Raw genomic sequence first — 14,788 nt, 5'->3', positions numbered from 1 at the left:
TCCCGAGCGTGATCATGGGCGTCGTGCGCACCGGCGGCGGTGAAAGGACCGCCTGGGTGCTGGACATGGACCAGGGTGGGGTCCATGGTCGGCGACGAAGGCGACGACGCCCAGCGGCGCGCCCGCTTCGAGGCGCTCGCGGCTGACGTGCTCGAGCCGGTGCGGCGCTACCTCACCCGCCGCGCCGGCGCGGCGCTGGCCGACGACGTCCTGTCCGACGTGCTCCTCGTGCTCTGGCGACGCCTGGACGACGTCCCCGCGCCGCCCGAGGCGCTGCCGTGGACCTACGGCGTGGCGCGCGGCTGCCTGGCCAACGCCGAGCGCTCCGCCCGGCGGCAGCGGCTGCTCGCGGCGCGCGTCGCCGTCGTCGACCCACCGCGCGACGTCACGGCGGTCTGGACCGGGGACGACGACGCGCGCCCCGACCCCGGCCCGGTGCGGGCCGCACTGGCGTCGCTCGCGGGCAGCAGGCCGGCGTCGGCGGAGGTGCTGCGGCTGTGGGCGTGGGAGGAGCTGGCGCCCGCGCAGATCGCCGTGGTGCTCGGGGTGACGCCCAACGCCGTGAGCATCCGGCTGCACCGCGCGAAGAAGGAGCTGGCCGCCGAGCTGGACCGGCTGCGAAAGGACGGCGCCGGTGCCGGACAGGTGGGGGCAGGAGGCGAGGCACGGTGAACGACGACGAGCTGCGCGCAGCGCTGCGCGGCGCCGACCCCGCGGCCGGCCTCCCACCCGCCGACCCGGCCCGGGTCGCCGACCTGCTGGAGGCCGCCGTGAGCACCACCCGCCCCACCCCCGACGTGACCGCTGGAGCCGCCGAGGGAGGCGGGCGGGCTGCGGACGCCGGCGCTCGCCGTCGTCGTCCGTGGGTGGTGGCGCTGGCGGTCGCGGCGGCAGCCGCCGCGGTGGCCGCCGTCGCCGTGCCCGTGGTGGGGTCGCTGGAACCCGAGCCGGTGACGACCACGCTGACCGCCGAGCCCTTCGACCCGGCCACCGCCTCGTGCCCGGGGGTCGCGGTCAGCCTCACGCAGGTGGACACCGCCTTCGCAGGACGCGTGGCCTCGGTGGACGGGACCCGCGTCGTGCTCGACGTGGAGCGCGTCTACCGGGGGGAGCCGGGCGAGCGGGTGGTGGTCGACGCGCCGCAGCAGGACGGGACGTCGGCCGCGCTGGTCGGGGGCTTCGGCTTCGAGGTCGGTGGGGAGTACCTGGTGGCCGCCGGAGCTGGTCGCGTCGCGGTGTGCGGGGCGTCGGGGCCTGCGGACCCGGCGCTGCAGGCGGAGTACGACCGCGCTTTCGGCTGATCCCGCGTCCCGCCCAGCATGCAGAACTCGCCTGGAAGCGCCTCCAGGAGCGTTCCCGATGACTTCTGCATGCTCGGCGGGACGGTGTGAGTGCTCTGGCGGCACCGGTCCCAGCACCCGTGCGAGGGTGGGCCGGTGCCCGTGGAGATGAGCGAGGAGGAGTTCGAGGACGCCGTCGCCGACGGCCTCGACGCCCTGCCGGAGGAGCTCACGCGGATGATGAGCAACGTCGTGGTGCTCGTCGAGGACGAGCCGCCCGAGGGCGAGGACGAGATCCTCGGCCTCTACGAGGGCATCCCCCTCACCGAGCGCGACTCCGGCTGGGACGCCGGCGCGCTGCCGGACCGGATCCTCGTCTTCCGCGGGCCGACGCTGCGCGCGTGCGAGACGCGCGAGGAGGTGGTGGAGGAGGTCGCCGTCACCGTGGTCCACGAGGTCGGGCACCACTTCGGCATCAGCGACGAGCGCCTCCACGAGCTCGGCTGGGCGTGACGGCACCGCTCACCGGCCCACTGGGTGGATCCGCTCCACTCCCTGGTTGGCACGGGGTGGCCCCGGTCCAGCAGGAGTGGCCCAGGGCCACCCCGTGCCAGCCAGGAAGGACGGGGTCAGCGCCGCTTCGCGCGGCTCGCGGCCTGGCCCGGGTGGCGCAGCAGGTCGAGCACGGCCCGCTCCACCGCACCGTGCGTGCCGGGCTCTCCGAAGGCCGCGCCCTCACCGAGGTCGGCCAGCGCCGGCTCGATCGTGGTGCCGTCCTCGAAGAGGTCCACCACCCGCGGGTCGACGTAGGAGGCCCGCGCCACGGCCGGGGTGTTGCCGAGGTACTGCGACACCTCCCGCACAGCCCGGGCCACGGCCCGCTGCCGCGCCGTCGGCGACTCCGCCGCGTGCGTCGAGACCGCTAGGGCCACCGCTGCCAGCACGGTGGCGTGCCAGGTGCGGAAGTCCTTCGCGGAGACGTCCTCGCCCCCGAACGCGGCCTTGACGTACTCGTTGATGTCGCCGCTGGTGACGTCGTGCCAGCCGGCGGCGTCCTTCCACGCCAGCAGGTCGTCCCCGCCGCCGCGGCGCCGCTTCATCACCCCGACCGCCTCGTGCACCGAGGCGTCCACCAGCCGCAGCAGCCGCCGCTTGCCGTGCTTGGCGGTGTAGTCGAACACCACGGCCCCGTCGGCCAGGCGCACGTGCTGCTTCTCGATGGTGGCCAGGCCGTAGGACTGCCCGCTCTCCACGTACCCCTCGCCGCCGATGCGGAAGAAGCCCAGGTCCAGCAGCCGGAAGGCGCAGCCCAGCGCCCGCTCGCGCGGCATCCCGGAGCGCGCCAGGTCCGCCGCCGCCCGCGAGCGCGCCGCGGGCAGCCGCTCCGCCACCTGCAGCACCCGCTCGAACTTGGCGCGGTCGCGCTGGAGGCGCCACTGCGGGTGGTAGAGGTACTGGCGCCGGCCGGCCTCGTCGGTGCCGACCGCCTGGATGTGGCCCTGCGGCTGCGGGCAGATCCACACGTCCTTCCACGCCGGCGGGATGACGAGCGCCCGGCAGCGGTCCCCGTCCGCCGCGGACAGGCGCCGCCCGGCGCCGTCCAGGTAGGTGAAGCCGCTCCCGGTGCGGCGCCGGGTCCAGCCGGGGGCCTGCGGCGAGACGGTGAGGAGCTCCAGCTCCTCCACCTCGACGGCGACGGCGACGCTCATGCGCCGGTCACCCGTCGAGGGGGTCGTGGCCCCAGTTCATGAGGGAGTAGCGCCAGCGGCTGTGCTCGACGTCGTCGTCAGGACCGCCCTGCGCCCGGTGCCGCTCCACGTAGCCGACCACCTTGCGCATGTGGGCGACGTCGTCGTCGGTGAGGTCGTCCTTCTTCGTGCGCAGCAGCTCCACGATCCGCCGGCCCGAGGCGTGCCCGGTCGACTCCCCGGACCCCCCGGACCTCTGCCCGACCTCCTGGGACTCGTCGGTCTCGAGCCACTCCTCGAGCTCCTTCGCCGTCATGGTCACGGCGCTCTTCCAGTCGTCCCAGACCTCGTCGAGCCCCTCGGCGCGCTTCGTCACCCGCCGATGGTCTGCCGGGCGGCGCCGTCCCGCACCTCCGCGGGGCCGCCCCACCCCGCTCGGCGCAGCGGGCGTCCGCGGGGCGGGCGGAGCGCGGCATGCTGTGCCTCGTGCTGGTCACCAACCACGTCCTGGCGGGAGCCGTGCTCGGAGCAGGCCCGCTCGCGGAGCGGCCCGTCCAGGCCTTCGCCACGGGGGTGGTGTCGCACTTCGTGCTCGACCAGGTGCCGCACTGGGGTGACGACCGCCGCTGGGTGTTCCTCGTCACCGCCGTCTGCGACGGCCTGGCGGGGCTGACGGCCATCGCGCTCGTGGCGCGCGCGAGCCGGCGCCAGCGTCCCGCGGTGCTGCTGTCCGCCCTCGCCGGCATGGCGGGCGGTGCGTTCCCGGACCTGGACAAGCCCAGCGAGCTGTTCTTCGGCCGCTCACCGTTCCCGGCCCGCCTCGACGCCTTCCACGCCCGCATCCAGCGCGAGAGCCCGCGGCGGATGCCCCAGGAGCTGGTGGTCGCCGCGGGCCTGGGTGCGCTGGTGGCGATGCTCCTGCGCGGACCCCGCCGGGGCTGAGCCCCGCCGGGCCCGGCCCGGCAGGACGACGGCGGTCAGCTCTGCGCGAGCTCGGCCACCGCGGCGGCGCGCTCGGGGCTGCCCGGCTGGGTGGACTCCAGCAGGCGCTGCAGGTGCGCCAGCGAGCGCGAGGCCTGCGACCGCAGCGAGGGGCCGCCCACGAGGGGCAGGTGCGCCGCCGCGTGCTCGGCGGTGCTGCGCACGGAGGTGCTCTCCGGGGCGATCCTCAGCGTCACCTCGGTGTGGTTGGCGCCGGGCAGGCTGTGCACCTCGGCCTCGAAGTGGCCGGTGCCCTCGACGTCCCACTCGAAGCGGTCCAGGACGGCGCCCTGGAGGCCACCGGTCAGGCCGGGCAGGCCTCCGTGGTCGTGCAGGTGCGTGGCGACCTCGCCGGCGGGGCGGGCGATGGCCACCGTCTGCACGACCGTCCACTCGGGGCCCGGCTCGCCGACGCGCCCGATCGGGGTGGTGGGGCGCTCGGCGCCCTGGCCCGCTCCTGACGACCGCCGGGAGCGCAGCAGCAGCCACGCGGAGGCACCGGCCAGGCCGGCGAACAGCACGAGGGGCAGGGAGGAGCGCCGGTCGTTGTCCACGCGCTGATGATGGCGCTGCGGGGGCCGCTCGGCCACTGCGAGGAGATCGTCTCGCCCGGTCGGACGCCCCCGGACGCCCCCGGACGCCACCGGCCGCCACCGGGCACCTGCGGGCCGCACGACCCGCCGACGGGCAGGATGGGCCCGTGGCCGAGCTCGACTACGCCCTGCTGGCGGACTACGCGCGCGTCGACGCCGACGGCACGCTGACGGCCGTCGGCGCCCACCGCACCGTCATCGCCGTTCCGCGGCTGCCGGCCCAGCAGGTGCTGGCGGCCGCCGGCCGGCTGTGGATGGGGCGGTGGGAGCCCGCCGCGTGGCTGGAGCTGTCCGCGCGCACCCCGGAGGGGGACGTCGGCACCATCTCGGCCTGGGAGGTCAGCCCCGGGCTGGAGCAGCAGGACGCGTCAGGTCCGGTGTCGGCGTGCTTCGCGGTGGCGGTGGTGGCGCCGCTGAGCAGCACCGGCCCTCACGCCCTGGTGCTGTCCGTGAACGACGCGGTGGTGGCCGAGCTGCCGTTCGGCGTCGTCGTCGAGGTCTGAGCCGGTCCGGCGAGGTGGGCGCGGCCCGCGCCCACAACCCCGTCTGGTGAAAAGCACCACGCCGCCCGACCCCGCGGTCTAGCGTCCTCGACGTGGGACGACCCGCCCTGGCGACAGGGGCCGCAGGCCAGGTGAGCACGCACGTCGAGACCCTCGACCCGCTCACCGGGAGGTGGGTGCGCGCCGCGAGCGCGCACGGCATGGGGCGCAGCCGGTGGGTCGCCCGCTGCCGCGTCAGCGGTGCGGACGGCGAGTCCCGCCAGGTGCGCGCCACCGGCGCGACGCAGCGCGACGCCGAGGCGGCGCTGGCCGACAACCTGGCCCGGCGCGCCCGCGCCGAGGCGGCCGCGGCGGCGGCCGCGGACGACCGCGTCACCACGGTCGCCGACACCGCCGCCACGTGGCTGGACGTGCTCGCCGCCACCGGCGCCCGCCCGGGCACCCGGGACCTGTACCGCCGCTCCGTGGTGGCGCACCTGGTGCCGCGGCTGGGGATGCTCAAGGTGCGGCACCTGTCCGCCTCCGTGGCCGAGCGCTGGCTCGCCGAGGTGGCGGACCGCTCCGGTCCGGCGGCGGCGCGCACGGCGCGCAACTGCCTGCGCGGCGTCGTGGACGTGGCGCTGGCCAAGGGCGTGCTCGACGCCGACCCGCTGCAGGGGGTGGAGCTGCCCGTCACCGCGGCGCCGGCCGCCGCACCGGTGCTGACGGTCGCGGAGGCCGCGCACCTGCTGGTGGTGGCCGCGGCGGACGCCGACGCGGTGCGCCACGGGCTGGCCGACCTGGTGGCCGTGCTCCTGGGGACCGGCGCCCGCCTCGGGGAGGCCCTGGCGCTGCGCTGGGCCGACGTCGACGTCACCGAGGGGGCGGCCCACGTGCGCGTCGCCGCGCGCCTCGACAGGGCCTCGGGCCGCTCCACGGAGGTGCGCCGCACCTCCGACGTCCGCGTCGTCCCCGTCACCGACTCCCTCGCGGCGCTGCTGCGGGCGCGCCGCCAGCGGCCCAGCGCCGACGTCGGCGAGGCCGCACTGGTCTTCCCCACCTCCCGGGGCACCGCCGCCGACCCGGCCGCCACCACCCGGCGCCTGCGCGCTCTCTTCGACGCCGCCGGCCTGCCCGACGTCACGTCCCACGCGCTGCGCGCCACCCGCGCCCAGCGCCTGCTGGACGCCGGCACGGACCCCGCCGAGGTGGCGCGCCTGCTCGGCACCTCCCGCCTGCGCGCGGGAGGGGTGCACACCACCGGAGCGGTGCCCGCGGTGGTCCCGGCCGCCCTCATCCCGCGCCAGCGCCACGCCGAGGCGCCGGCGCAGGACCAGCAGCAGGGTCAGGACGTCGAGGCCGACCTCACCCCGGCGTCCGGCTTCGCGGACGCGGGGGCGTCCAGCCGGTAGCGCACGAGGCGCGCCGAGTTCACCGCCACGAACACCGACGAGGCGTTGTGGGCCACGGCCGCCAGCACCGGTGACAGCGCACCCGCCGCGCCGAGCGCCAGTCCCACGCCGTTGACGGCGATCGAGGCCCCGTAGTTCTGGCGGATGAGGCGCAGCGTGCGGTCGCCGAGGTCGCGCAGGTGCAGGAGCCGGCGCAGGTCGTCGCCGACCAGTGCGACGTCGGCGGTCTCCACCGCGACGTCGGTGCCGGACAGGCCCATGGCGATGCCGAGGTCGGCCAGGGCCAGCGCGGGGGCGTCGTTGGTGCCGTCCCCGACGACGGCGACGACGTGCCCGGCCGCCTGGAGCTCGCGCACGACGTCCTGCTTCTCCTCGGGCATGACCTGGGAGCGGAACTCGGTGATCCCCAGCTCCGCCGCCACGGCGGCGGCGGTGGCGGGGTGGTCGCCGGTGAGCATGACGATGCGCCGCACACCGGAGGCGCGCAGCGCGTCGAGCACCTCGCGGGCCTCGGGGCGCACCTGGTCGCGCAGGCTCACCAGGCCGGTGAGGACGCCGTCGACGGCGAGCAGGAGCGGCGTCTCCGCCTGCGCCTGCAGCCGGTCCACCCAGTCGCGGGCGCGCGCGTCCACCTCGACGCCCTCGCGGTCCATGAGCCCGGGGCTGCCGACCAGCAGCACGCGCCCGCTCGCCATCACCCGCATGCCCAGGCCGAGGATCGCCTCGCACTCGTCGTGGGTGGGGATGACGAGGTGGCGCTCCTCGCCCGCCCTGATGACCGCCTGGGCCAGCGGGTGCTTGGAGTGCACCTCGGAGTTGGCGGCCTCGACGAGCACCTGCTCGGGGGTCCAGTCCTCGCGGAAGGACAGGACGTTGGTGACCACGGGGCGGCCCACGGTGAGGGTGCCGGTCTTGTCGAAGACGAACGCGTCGACGCGGCCGGCGGCCTCCAGGTGGGAGCCGCCCTTCATGAGGATGCCCCGGCGGGCGCCGTTGCCGATGGCCGCGCTGATGGCCGTCGGCGTGGCCAGCCCGACCGCGCAGGGGCAGGCGATGAGGAGCATGGTCATGGCGCGGCGGACGTCCCGCGTCACCACGAGCACACCGAGCGCCAGCGCGAAGGACGCGGGCACGAAGCGGCGGCTGAACGCGTCACCGACGGTCTGCACGGGCGCGCGGTCGGCCTGGGCGTCCTCGACCCGGGCGATGATGCGGCCCACGGCGGTGTCGGAGCCGGTGGCCGTGGCGCGGACCACGAGCCGTCCCCGCAGCACCACGCTGCCGGCGAGCACAGCGTCTCCGACGGTGCGCTGCACCGGGAGGTTCTCGCCGGTCAGGGCGGCCTGGTCCACCACCGCCTCGCCCTCGACGACCTCGCCGTCGACGGCGAGGGTCGACTGGTCGTGGGCGACGACGAGGTCGCCGACGCGCAGCTCCTCCAGCGGCACCTTCACCTCGACGGTGCTGCGGACCGTCCGCGGGCCCCCGGCCGTGCTGACGGTCTCGGTCACCTCGCGCTGCACCCACGCCTCGGTCTGGGCGCCGGTGAGCAGGTCGGCGATGGCGCGACGGGTGCGCCGCAGCGTGAGGTCCTGCAGGTACTCGCCGATGTTGAGCAGCCACAGCACGGTCAGGGCGACGACGTTCTCGCGCAGCAGGAGGCTCGCGACGGTGGCGGCGGTGACGAGGACGTCGGTGCCGAGGCCCTTGCCGGAGCCGATGGACCGCAGCGCGCCCCGCAGGAACGGGTAGCCGGAGAAGATCGTCACACCGGTGGCGACGGTCCGGGAGGCCGGACCGAGCAGCGGCGGCCTGCCGAAGGCGTACCTGCGCAGGCCGAGCAGCGCCAGGGCCACGCCGCCCACGATGATCCGCGCGACCTCGCCGTTGCCGACGTCGGCGGAGCGCGGCGTGCGCGAGGCGACCGCCCCGGCGTCGACCCGGGCGGCCGAGGCGACGGCGGCGCGCAGCGCCTGCAGGGTGGTCCGGTCTCGGTCGCAGTGGACGACGACGGCGCCGGTGACGGGGTGGGCGCGCACGAGGTGCACGCCGTCGAGGTCGTCCACGGCGTCCTCGGCGGCCACCGCGCGGGCCGCCTGGCCGCGCAGCCAGTCCGCCTGCAGCCGGACGCGACCGCCGGCGTCGGCGACCACCCGGACGTCGACGACCCGGTCTCCGGTCATGCCGGGCGGCTCAGTGGTCGTGGTCGTGGTCGTGGCCCGCCGCGGGGGTGCGCGGCACGGGCGCGGCCTCACCGAGCTCGGCGTGGGCCTGGGCGACCACGTCTCCGGTGGCCAGGCGCAGCTTCTCCACGCCCACCTCCGCGGCGCGGCCGGCGCGGATGCCCAGCTTGGCCGTGCCGACCGCGCTGCGGCGCAGCGCCGTGCCCCCGCGGCCGTCGGACAGGGCCTTGACGATGCCGGCGGAAGCGGCGGCGGTCAGCAGGAGCCGACCGAGGGGAGCGACGACAGCGACCACGGGGGCCTCCTGGTGGGGGTCTCTCGACGGAGCAACGGGCAAGGACGATAACCGCTCTCACGGAAGCGCGATCACCGGGTCCATGATCCCCCATGCCGCGCCCGATGGTCACCGGGGCGTCGGCCGCTGGACACCCGCGGATGACCCGCCGGACGGCGAGGCCGCCGACAGTGGGCCGCGTGAGGGTCGCGATCGTCACCGACTCGTTCCTGCCGGCGATGAACGGCGTGGTGCGCTCCGTGCTGCGGGTGCTGGAGCACCTCGAGCGCGAGGGCCACTCCGCCCTCGTCGTCTGCGCCAGCCCCGGAGCCCCGCGCAGCGTGCACGGCGCGATGGTGGTGGACGTCCCCTCGCTCGGGCTGCCCGGCTACACCGAGGTGCGCGTCCCGCTGCCGTCGGCCACGCGGCTGCGCGCGGTGCTGGCGGCCTTCGCCCCCGACGTCGTCCACCTCGCCTCGCCCTTCGGCCTGGGAGGCACCGCCGCCCGCGCCGCCAACGGGCTCGGCCTGCCCGTGGTGGCGGTCTTCCAGACGGACGTGGCCGGATTCGCCAGCCGGTACCCCCTCACGGCCAGGGTGCACACCGCCCAGGAGGCCGCGTGGTGGCGCGTGGAGGCCATCCACCGCCGCGCCGAGCTGACGCTGGCCCCCACCGCCACCGTCGCCGAGCAGCTGCGGTCGCGGGGCATCCCCCGCACCCGCGTGTGGGCCCGCGGCGTGGACGACCTCTTCGACCCCGCCCGCCGCGACCCGGCGCTGCGCGCGCAGCTGGCCCCGCACGGCGAGGTGCTGGTGGGCTACGTGGGGCGCGTCGCGCCGGAGAAGCGGCTGGAGGACCTCGCCGTCCTGTCGGGGGTCCCCGGCACGCGGCTCGTGGTGGTGGGGGACGGACCCTCCCGGCCACGCCTGCAGGCCCAGCTGCCCGGGGCGGCGTTCCTCGGCCAGCTGTCGGGGGAGCGCCTCGCGGCCGCCGTCGCCAGCCTCGACGTGTTCGTCCACACCGGGGAGCACGAGACGTTCTGCCAGGCGGCGCAGGAGGCGCTGGCCAGCGGGGTGCCCGTGGTGGCGCCCGCGGCGGGCGGCCTGCGCGACCTCGTGGACCCCAGCCGGACCGGCTGGCTCTACGCGCCCGGAGACCTCGCCGGTCTGCGCGCTCACGTCGCCGACCTCGCCGGCGACGCCGCCAAGCGCCGCGCACTGGGGGAGGCAGCCCGCGAGCGCACCCGCGGGCGCACGTGGAGCGCCCTGTGCGAGCAGCTGCTCGAGCACTACCGCGACGCCGCCGCCGTCAGCGTCTGAGGGGCCGCCGCCGCGCTCCTCCCCGCGGAGGACGTCAGAGGTCGAGCACGTGGTGGGCGCCCATCACCACGAGCATCTGCCGCGCCGTGCCGTGCAGGCCCTCCAGGCGCAGCCGGTGCGGGCGCACCTGCCGCGACAGGCCGATGAGGAAGCCGAGCCCGGCCGAGTCGACGAAGTCGACCGCGTGCAGGTCCACCACGCGCACGCCGGCCAGCTGCTCGGGGGCGAGGCGGTGCCCGGCCACCGCGTAGACGTCGATGTCTCCCCGCAGCACCAGCCGGCTCGCGTCGTCGGGGTCGAGCGCCATGCCCGCTGGCCGGGGCGTCTCGTCAGCGGGCACCCGGCCATGCTGGCCCACCGCCCGCCGCCCCGCACAGCCACCCCCGCCCCGGCGCGTCCCGACGCCCGCGACCCGGGCCCTGTGCCACGGTGGACGGGTGGGCGCGGCTGTGGTGCGGCGGGCCGCCGCTGCCGCGGTGGCCTGCACGGTGACCCTCGGTGCGCTCGCCGCCTCCGTGGTCGTCCCGCCCCCGGCGCAGGCCGCCACCACGGCGGTGCGGTGGTGGGGCGCCGACCGGTACGCCACCGCCGCGGCGGTCTCCCGGGAGGCCTTCCCGAAGGGCGCCCACGACGTGGTGGTGGTGAGCGGCGCGCGCTTCCCCGACGCCCTCGCCGCCGCGCCGCTGGCCGCGCAGCTCGGCGGACCGGTGCTCACCGTGCCGCCGGGTCCGCTGCCCGCCGTCGTCCGCACCGAGCTGGAGCGGCTCTCCCCCGCGGTGGTGCACGTGGTGGGCGGCTCCTCCGCCGTCGGGGACGACGTGGTGCGCCAGCTGGCGCCGCTGGCCTCCGGGGGTGTCCAGCGCGTGCAGGGGGCCGACCGCTACGAGACCGCGGCCGCGGTGGCCACCACCGCGTTCCCCAGCGCCTCGGAGGTGGTGCTGGCGTCCGGTCAGGACTTCCCCGACGCCCTCGCGGCCGGGTCGGCGGGAGCAGCGCTCGGCTCCCCGCTGCTCCTCACCGAGCGCGGCACCCTGCCCGCGGCCACGCGGGAGGTGCTCACCGCGCTGGCGCCGGCGCGCATCACGCTCGTGGGGGGCCCCGCCGTGGTGACCCCCGACGTCCAGCAGCAGCTGCGCGCGCTGCTGCCCGGCACGGTGGTGGTGCGGCTCTCCGGGGACGACAGGTACGCGACGGCCGCAGCCGTCGCGCGCGACACCTGGGAGACGGTGCCCTCGCCGCTGCTGGCCAGCGGGGAGGGGTTCCCCGACGCCCTGGCGGGCGCCGCGCTGGGCGCCCCGCTGCTGCTCACCCGCCGCGACTGCCTGCCGTCCGCCACCGCCAGGGCCTTCACCGACCTCAGCGTGCAGGACGTCACCGGCCTGGGCGGCGCGGCCGTGCTCTCCGACGCCGCGCTGGGCTCCACCCCCTGCCCCTGACGCACCCGACCCGGCCCGCTGGATCAGGACGACGACGACGACCGCAGCCGCGCGGTGAAGCGCTGCAGGCGGGCCAGGCCCTCCGCCAGCTCCTCACGGGAGGCCGCGTAGGACAGGCGCACGTGCGTGTCGGCGGTGGTGGCACCGAAGTCGCGCCCGGGGGTCAGCGCCACGTGCTCCTCGGCCAGCAGCCGCTCGCACAGCTCCCAGGCCCCCAGGCCGGTGCCCGACACGTCCACGTAGGCGTAGAAGGCGCCGTCCGGGGGCACCGGCACCTCCAGCCCCGCGGCAGCGAGGCCCTCCAGCACCAGCGCCCGGCGCTGGAGCAGGTCGAGCCGGCGCCGCTCCACCAGCTCCAGCGACGCCGGCGTGAAGGCCGCCAGGGCGGCGTGCTGCGCCGGCGCGGAGGCGCAGATGAAGAAGTTGGAGGCCATCCGCTCCACGGCCTCCACGGCGCGCTCGGGGACCACGCACCAGCCGAGCCGCCACCCCGTCATGCCGGTGTGCTTGGAGAAGCTGCCGATGACCACGGCGTCGTCGTCCAGGGCCAGCGCGCTGCGCGGCGGGGCGCCGTCCACCGGGTCGGCCAGGTCGAGGTAGATCTCGTCCACCACCCGCCAGGCGCCGCGCTCGCGCGCCAGCCGGCACACCGCCTCCAGCTCCGCCTGCGGCACCGTGGTGCCCGTCGGGTTGGACGGGGTGGCCACGAGCACCGCCCGGGTCGCCGGCGTCCACGCGGCCTCCACGGCGGCCGCGGACAGCTGGTAGCGGGTGGCGGGCGTGGTGGCCACCTCCACCGCGCGCCCGCCGAGCGCCCTGACGATCTGCCGGTTGCACGGGTAGGACGGGTCGGCCATGAGGACGTCGTCCCCGGGGTCGACCACGAGCGCGGTGACCAGCACCAGCGCGGCCGAGGCGCCGGAGGTCACCACCACCCGGCGCGGGTCGAGGTCCACCCCGTGGCGCTCGCGGTAGCGCTGGGCGATCGCGCCGCGCAGCTCCGGCAGGCCCAGCGCCGGCGTGTACGGCAGCGGCCGCCCGTCGGTCACCGCGTGCAGGGCCTCCAGCACGGCGGGCGGAGCGCCCTCGTCGGGCTCGCCGAGGCTGAGCGCCACCACGCGGTGGCCCTGCGCCCGCAGCTCGGCGGCCCGGGCGGCGAAGGCCATCGCGTGGAAGGGCTCCACGGCGAGGGCGCGCCGAGAGGGGCTGGGCTCCGGGCTGGGTCCCGGGCTGGGCGGGGTCAGCGGTGCGGCCACCACCCGAGGCTGCCACTGCGCCGCGGGGGTCACCCCCCGGGGCCGTCCGCAGCCGACTGCCCATGACTCGTGTCCGGACGACCGTCGACGACGGGCCCCGAGCACCCGATGGGACGAGCACCCGGGCCGCGCCCGCGCCCGGGGCGTCGAGGGGAGACGGACGTGTGGGGACGACGGGGGGCGACGGCGGTGGCCGTGCCGCAGCCGCAGGACGTGGAGGCGCTGGAAGCGGTGCTCACCGCGCTGGAGGCGCCGGTGGGTGACGAGCTGGAGGTGCAGCGCCGCATCTCGCTGGTCCTGGCAGAGAGGCTCGGCTGCACCTTCGCCGCCGTGTGGATGCCCGACGCGACGGGCGAGTTCGTGCTGCGCTCGGTCAGCGGCCCGCTGGTGCCGAGGGTCCAGGGCGCTGCCGCGCTGGGGCTGCGGGCCTCCTCCTTCGCGGGGCCTGAGCACCTGCGCGTCATGGCGGTGACGCACCCCGTGCGGCTGCCGCTGGCTGCCGGCACCAGCCTCGCCGCCCAGCGCTGCGAGGCGTTCGCGCGCGCCGGTGCGCCGGAGGGGGCGCTGCTCCCGGTCGTCGAGGACGGCCGCACGACCGCCCTCCACGAGCTGCGCGGCACCGTGCCGCTGCCGTTCTTCGACGGCCGCGAGGACAAGTGGGCCACCATCTCCCGCATCGCGGCCCACGTGGTCAGCGCCGTCAGGGCCCGCCGGGCCACGGCGCAGGTGCTGCAGGACCGCGAGGCCGTCACCACGGTCGTCACCCAGGTCAACGCCGCCGGCACCCGCGAGCGCGTGCTCAGCTGCGCCCTGGACTCGGTGCGCACGGCGTTCGGCTGGGCCTACGGGTCCTTCTGGGCCATGGACCCCGTCTCCCGCGAGCTGCGCTTCGCCCAGGAGTCGGGGTCGGCGGGGGAGGAGTTCCGGCGCGTCACCCTGGCCGCCTCCTTCGCCGAGGGCGTCGGGCTGTCGGGCCGCGCCTGGCGCGCCCGGGACCTCGTGGCCGTGGAGGACCTCGGCGAGCTCACGGACTGCGTGCGCGCCCCGGCCGCCCAGCGCGCGGGTGTGAGGTCCGGGGTGTGCTTCCCGGTGCTCGTGGGCGGTGAGGTGGTCGGCACGATGGACTTCTTCACCACCGTCACCACCGCCCTGTCCGACTCGCGCGCCGCGGCGCTGCGGCAGGTGGCGGAGCTGGTGACGCAGCGCCTGGAGTCGCTGCAGCGCTCCGAGGACGACGTGCGCGCCGCCGGCGCGCTCTTCGACACCGTGGCGCGGCTGCGGACGGCGTCCGACGACGCCACCCGGGTGGGAGAGGCGGGTGCGGCGCAGGCCCGCGCGGTGGAGGTGGAGGTGCAGGCGCTGAGCGCGGCGTCCGCCGCGATCGGCGACATCATCAAGGTGATCTCCTCGATCGCCGCGCAGACCAACCTCCTGGCCCTCAACGCCACCATCGAGGCCGCGCGCGCAGGGGAGTCCGGTCGCGGCTTCGCGGTGGTGGCGGGCGAGGTCAAGGAGCTGGCGCGGGCCACCGCCCAGGCCACCGAGGAGGTGGCGCAGCGCATCGGCGACATCCAGCGCTCGTCGACGACCGTGGCGCAGGGCGTCACCGCTGCCGCGGCGACGATCGGGCAGCTGGACGCGGTCCAGGCGCGCACGGCCGACGTGCTCGCCGAGCAGGCGGCCATGGCCAGCGCCTTCCGGGGTGGCGCCTCCCGCTGACGCGCGGCGACGGACCGCGAGGGCCGCTCCCCGCCCGGGGAGCGGCCCTCGTCGTCGTCCCCACCCTCCTCCCCCCGTCCGTCCGCACCCTCTGGGGCTCGTACGACCAGGAGGGGCGAGGGGAGCAGGAGGACGACGACGAGGGCCGCCCGGCGGGTGCCGGGC

At 77.0% G+C, this 14,788-nt stretch carries 16 protein-coding genes; 9 read left to right on the top strand and 7 right to left on the bottom strand.

Annotated features, from left to right (window positions below):
• Window positions 1–84 precede the first annotated feature (84 nt).
• The 3 genes from H7K62_RS03110 (at window position 85) to H7K62_RS03100 (ending at window position 1,793) form a co-directional block, all read left to right on the top strand.
• Window positions 85–672, top strand: coding sequence for an RNA polymerase sigma factor (locus tag H7K62_RS03110; protein ID WP_186716164.1), 588 nt, complete (start codon window positions 85–87; stop codon window positions 670–672).
• Complete coding sequence (locus H7K62_RS03105) at window positions 669–1,301, top strand: hypothetical protein (RefSeq protein WP_186716161.1); 633 nt, start codon at window positions 669–671, stop codon at window positions 1,299–1,301. The genes H7K62_RS03110 and H7K62_RS03105 overlap by 4 nt, the downstream gene beginning before the upstream one ends.
• Before the next feature lie 147 nt (window positions 1,302–1,448).
• Window positions 1,449–1,793 carry a metallopeptidase family protein gene (locus tag H7K62_RS03100; protein ID WP_186716563.1) on the top strand — a complete coding sequence of 115 codons (345 nt, stop codon included), beginning with the start codon at window positions 1,449–1,451 and terminating at the stop codon, window positions 1,791–1,793.
• Between the two features lie 116 nt (window positions 1,794–1,909).
• Here the strand turns inward: H7K62_RS03100 and H7K62_RS03095 are convergent, their stop codons facing one another.
• Entirely contained in the window at window positions 1,910–2,989 is a 1,080-nt protein-coding gene (locus H7K62_RS03095) for a DNA topoisomerase IB (RefSeq protein ID WP_186716160.1), read from the bottom strand.
• A gap of 7 nt (window positions 2,990–2,996) precedes the next feature.
• Complete coding sequence (locus H7K62_RS03090) at window positions 2,997–3,344, bottom strand: DUF3140 domain-containing protein (protein WP_186716159.1); 348 nt, start codon at window positions 3,342–3,344, stop codon at window positions 2,997–2,999.
• 98 nt (window positions 3,345–3,442) lie between these two features.
• On the opposite strand from H7K62_RS03090, the gene H7K62_RS03085 reads away from it, so the two are divergent.
• On the top strand, window positions 3,443–3,910 hold the full coding sequence (locus H7K62_RS03085) for a hypothetical protein (protein ID WP_186716158.1): 468 nt from the start codon (window positions 3,443–3,445) through the stop codon (window positions 3,908–3,910).
• A gap of 35 nt (window positions 3,911–3,945) precedes the next feature.
• Here H7K62_RS03085 and H7K62_RS03080 read toward each other — a convergent pair whose 3' ends face one another.
• On the bottom strand, window positions 3,946–4,503 hold the full coding sequence (locus tag H7K62_RS03080; protein WP_186716154.1) for a hypothetical protein: 558 nt from the start codon (window positions 4,501–4,503) through the stop codon (window positions 3,946–3,948).
• Window positions 4,504–4,649: 146 nt separating this feature from the next.
• Here H7K62_RS03080 and H7K62_RS03075 point away from each other — a divergent pair, with 146 nt between their 5' ends.
• Together H7K62_RS03075 and H7K62_RS03070 are read left to right on the top strand one after the other, a co-directional pair.
• On the top strand, window positions 4,650–5,045 hold the full coding sequence (locus H7K62_RS03075; protein ID WP_186716153.1) for a DUF6941 family protein: 396 nt from the start codon (window positions 4,650–4,652) through the stop codon (window positions 5,043–5,045).
• 92 nt (window positions 5,046–5,137) lie between these two features.
• Entirely contained in the window at window positions 5,138–6,436 is a 1,299-nt protein-coding gene (locus tag H7K62_RS03070; RefSeq protein WP_186716152.1) for a site-specific integrase, read from the top strand.
• On the opposite strand, the gene H7K62_RS03065 is transcribed toward H7K62_RS03070, so the two are convergent.
• Window positions 6,370–8,619 (bottom strand): heavy metal translocating P-type ATPase, encoded by a 2,250-nt coding sequence (locus H7K62_RS03065; protein ID WP_186716151.1) that lies wholly within the window; start codon window positions 8,617–8,619, stop codon window positions 6,370–6,372. The two genes, H7K62_RS03070 and H7K62_RS03065, sit on opposite strands and share 67 nt — an antisense overlap.
• 10 nt (window positions 8,620–8,629) lie before the next feature.
• The gene (locus tag H7K62_RS03060; protein WP_186716150.1) at window positions 8,630–8,914 is read right to left on the bottom strand and encodes a DUF1490 family protein; all 285 of its coding nucleotides are present in this window, start codon (window positions 8,912–8,914) and stop codon (window positions 8,630–8,632) included.
• 179 nt (window positions 8,915–9,093) lie between these two features.
• Between H7K62_RS03060 and H7K62_RS03055 the strand changes: the two genes are divergently transcribed.
• Complete coding sequence (locus tag H7K62_RS03055) at window positions 9,094–10,212, top strand: glycosyltransferase family 4 protein (RefSeq protein WP_370591584.1); 1,119 nt, start codon at window positions 9,094–9,096, stop codon at window positions 10,210–10,212.
• A gap of 34 nt (window positions 10,213–10,246) precedes the next feature.
• Here the strand turns inward: H7K62_RS03055 and H7K62_RS03050 are convergent, their stop codons facing one another.
• Window positions 10,247–10,552 carry an STAS domain-containing protein gene (locus H7K62_RS03050; protein ID WP_222436913.1) on the bottom strand — a complete coding sequence of 102 codons (306 nt, stop codon included), beginning with the start codon at window positions 10,550–10,552 and terminating at the stop codon, window positions 10,247–10,249.
• A 97-nt stretch (window positions 10,553–10,649) separates the two neighbouring features.
• Between H7K62_RS03050 and H7K62_RS03045 the strand changes: the two genes are divergently transcribed.
• The gene (locus tag H7K62_RS03045) at window positions 10,650–11,648 is read left to right on the top strand and encodes a cell wall-binding repeat-containing protein (RefSeq protein ID WP_186716148.1); all 999 of its coding nucleotides are present in this window, start codon (window positions 10,650–10,652) and stop codon (window positions 11,646–11,648) included.
• Between the two features lie 23 nt (window positions 11,649–11,671).
• Here H7K62_RS03045 and H7K62_RS03040 read toward each other — a convergent pair whose 3' ends face one another.
• On the bottom strand, window positions 11,672–12,814 hold the full coding sequence (locus H7K62_RS03040) for an aminotransferase class I/II-fold pyridoxal phosphate-dependent enzyme (RefSeq protein WP_186716560.1): 1,143 nt from the start codon (window positions 12,812–12,814) through the stop codon (window positions 11,672–11,674).
• 252 nt (window positions 12,815–13,066) lie between these two features.
• Here H7K62_RS03040 and H7K62_RS21895 point away from each other — a divergent pair, with 252 nt between their 5' ends.
• Window positions 13,067–14,623 carry a methyl-accepting chemotaxis protein gene (locus tag H7K62_RS21895; protein ID WP_370591583.1) on the top strand — a complete coding sequence of 519 codons (1,557 nt, stop codon included), beginning with the start codon at window positions 13,067–13,069 and terminating at the stop codon, window positions 14,621–14,623.
• The last annotated feature ends 165 nt before the right edge of the window (window positions 14,624–14,788 follow it).

Source organism: Quadrisphaera sp. RL12-1S (assembly GCF_014270065.1).
Lineage (GTDB): Bacteria > Actinomycetota > Actinomycetes > Actinomycetales > Quadrisphaeraceae > Quadrisphaera.
The sequence above is the reverse complement of the archived record's forward strand: the minus strand, read 5'-3'. Positions and strand labels throughout refer to the sequence as shown.

What these genes read in the sequence shown, in the direction of transcription:
- H7K62_RS03110 (WP_186716164.1), top strand. Translation starts at nt 85, where the DNA reads ATGGTCGGCGACGAAGGCGACGACGCCCAGCGGCGCGCCCGCTTCGAG.
- H7K62_RS03100 (WP_186716563.1), top strand. Translation starts at nt 1,449, where the DNA reads ATGAGCGAGGAGGAGTTCGAGGACGCCGTCGCCGACGGCCTCGACGCC.
- H7K62_RS03095 (WP_186716160.1), bottom strand. Translation starts at nt 2,989, where the DNA reads ATGAGCGTCGCCGTCGCCGTCGAGGTGGAGGAGCTGGAGCTCCTCACC.
- H7K62_RS03085 (WP_186716158.1), top strand. Translation starts at nt 3,443, where the DNA reads ATGCTGTGCCTCGTGCTGGTCACCAACCACGTCCTGGCGGGAGCCGTG.
- H7K62_RS03065 (WP_186716151.1), bottom strand. Translation starts at nt 8,619, where the DNA reads ATGACCGGAGACCGGGTCGTCGACGTCCGGGTGGTCGCCGACGCCGGC.
- H7K62_RS03040 (WP_186716560.1), bottom strand. Translation starts at nt 12,814, where the DNA reads ATGGCCTTCGCCGCCCGGGCCGCCGAGCTGCGGGCGCAGGGCCACCGC.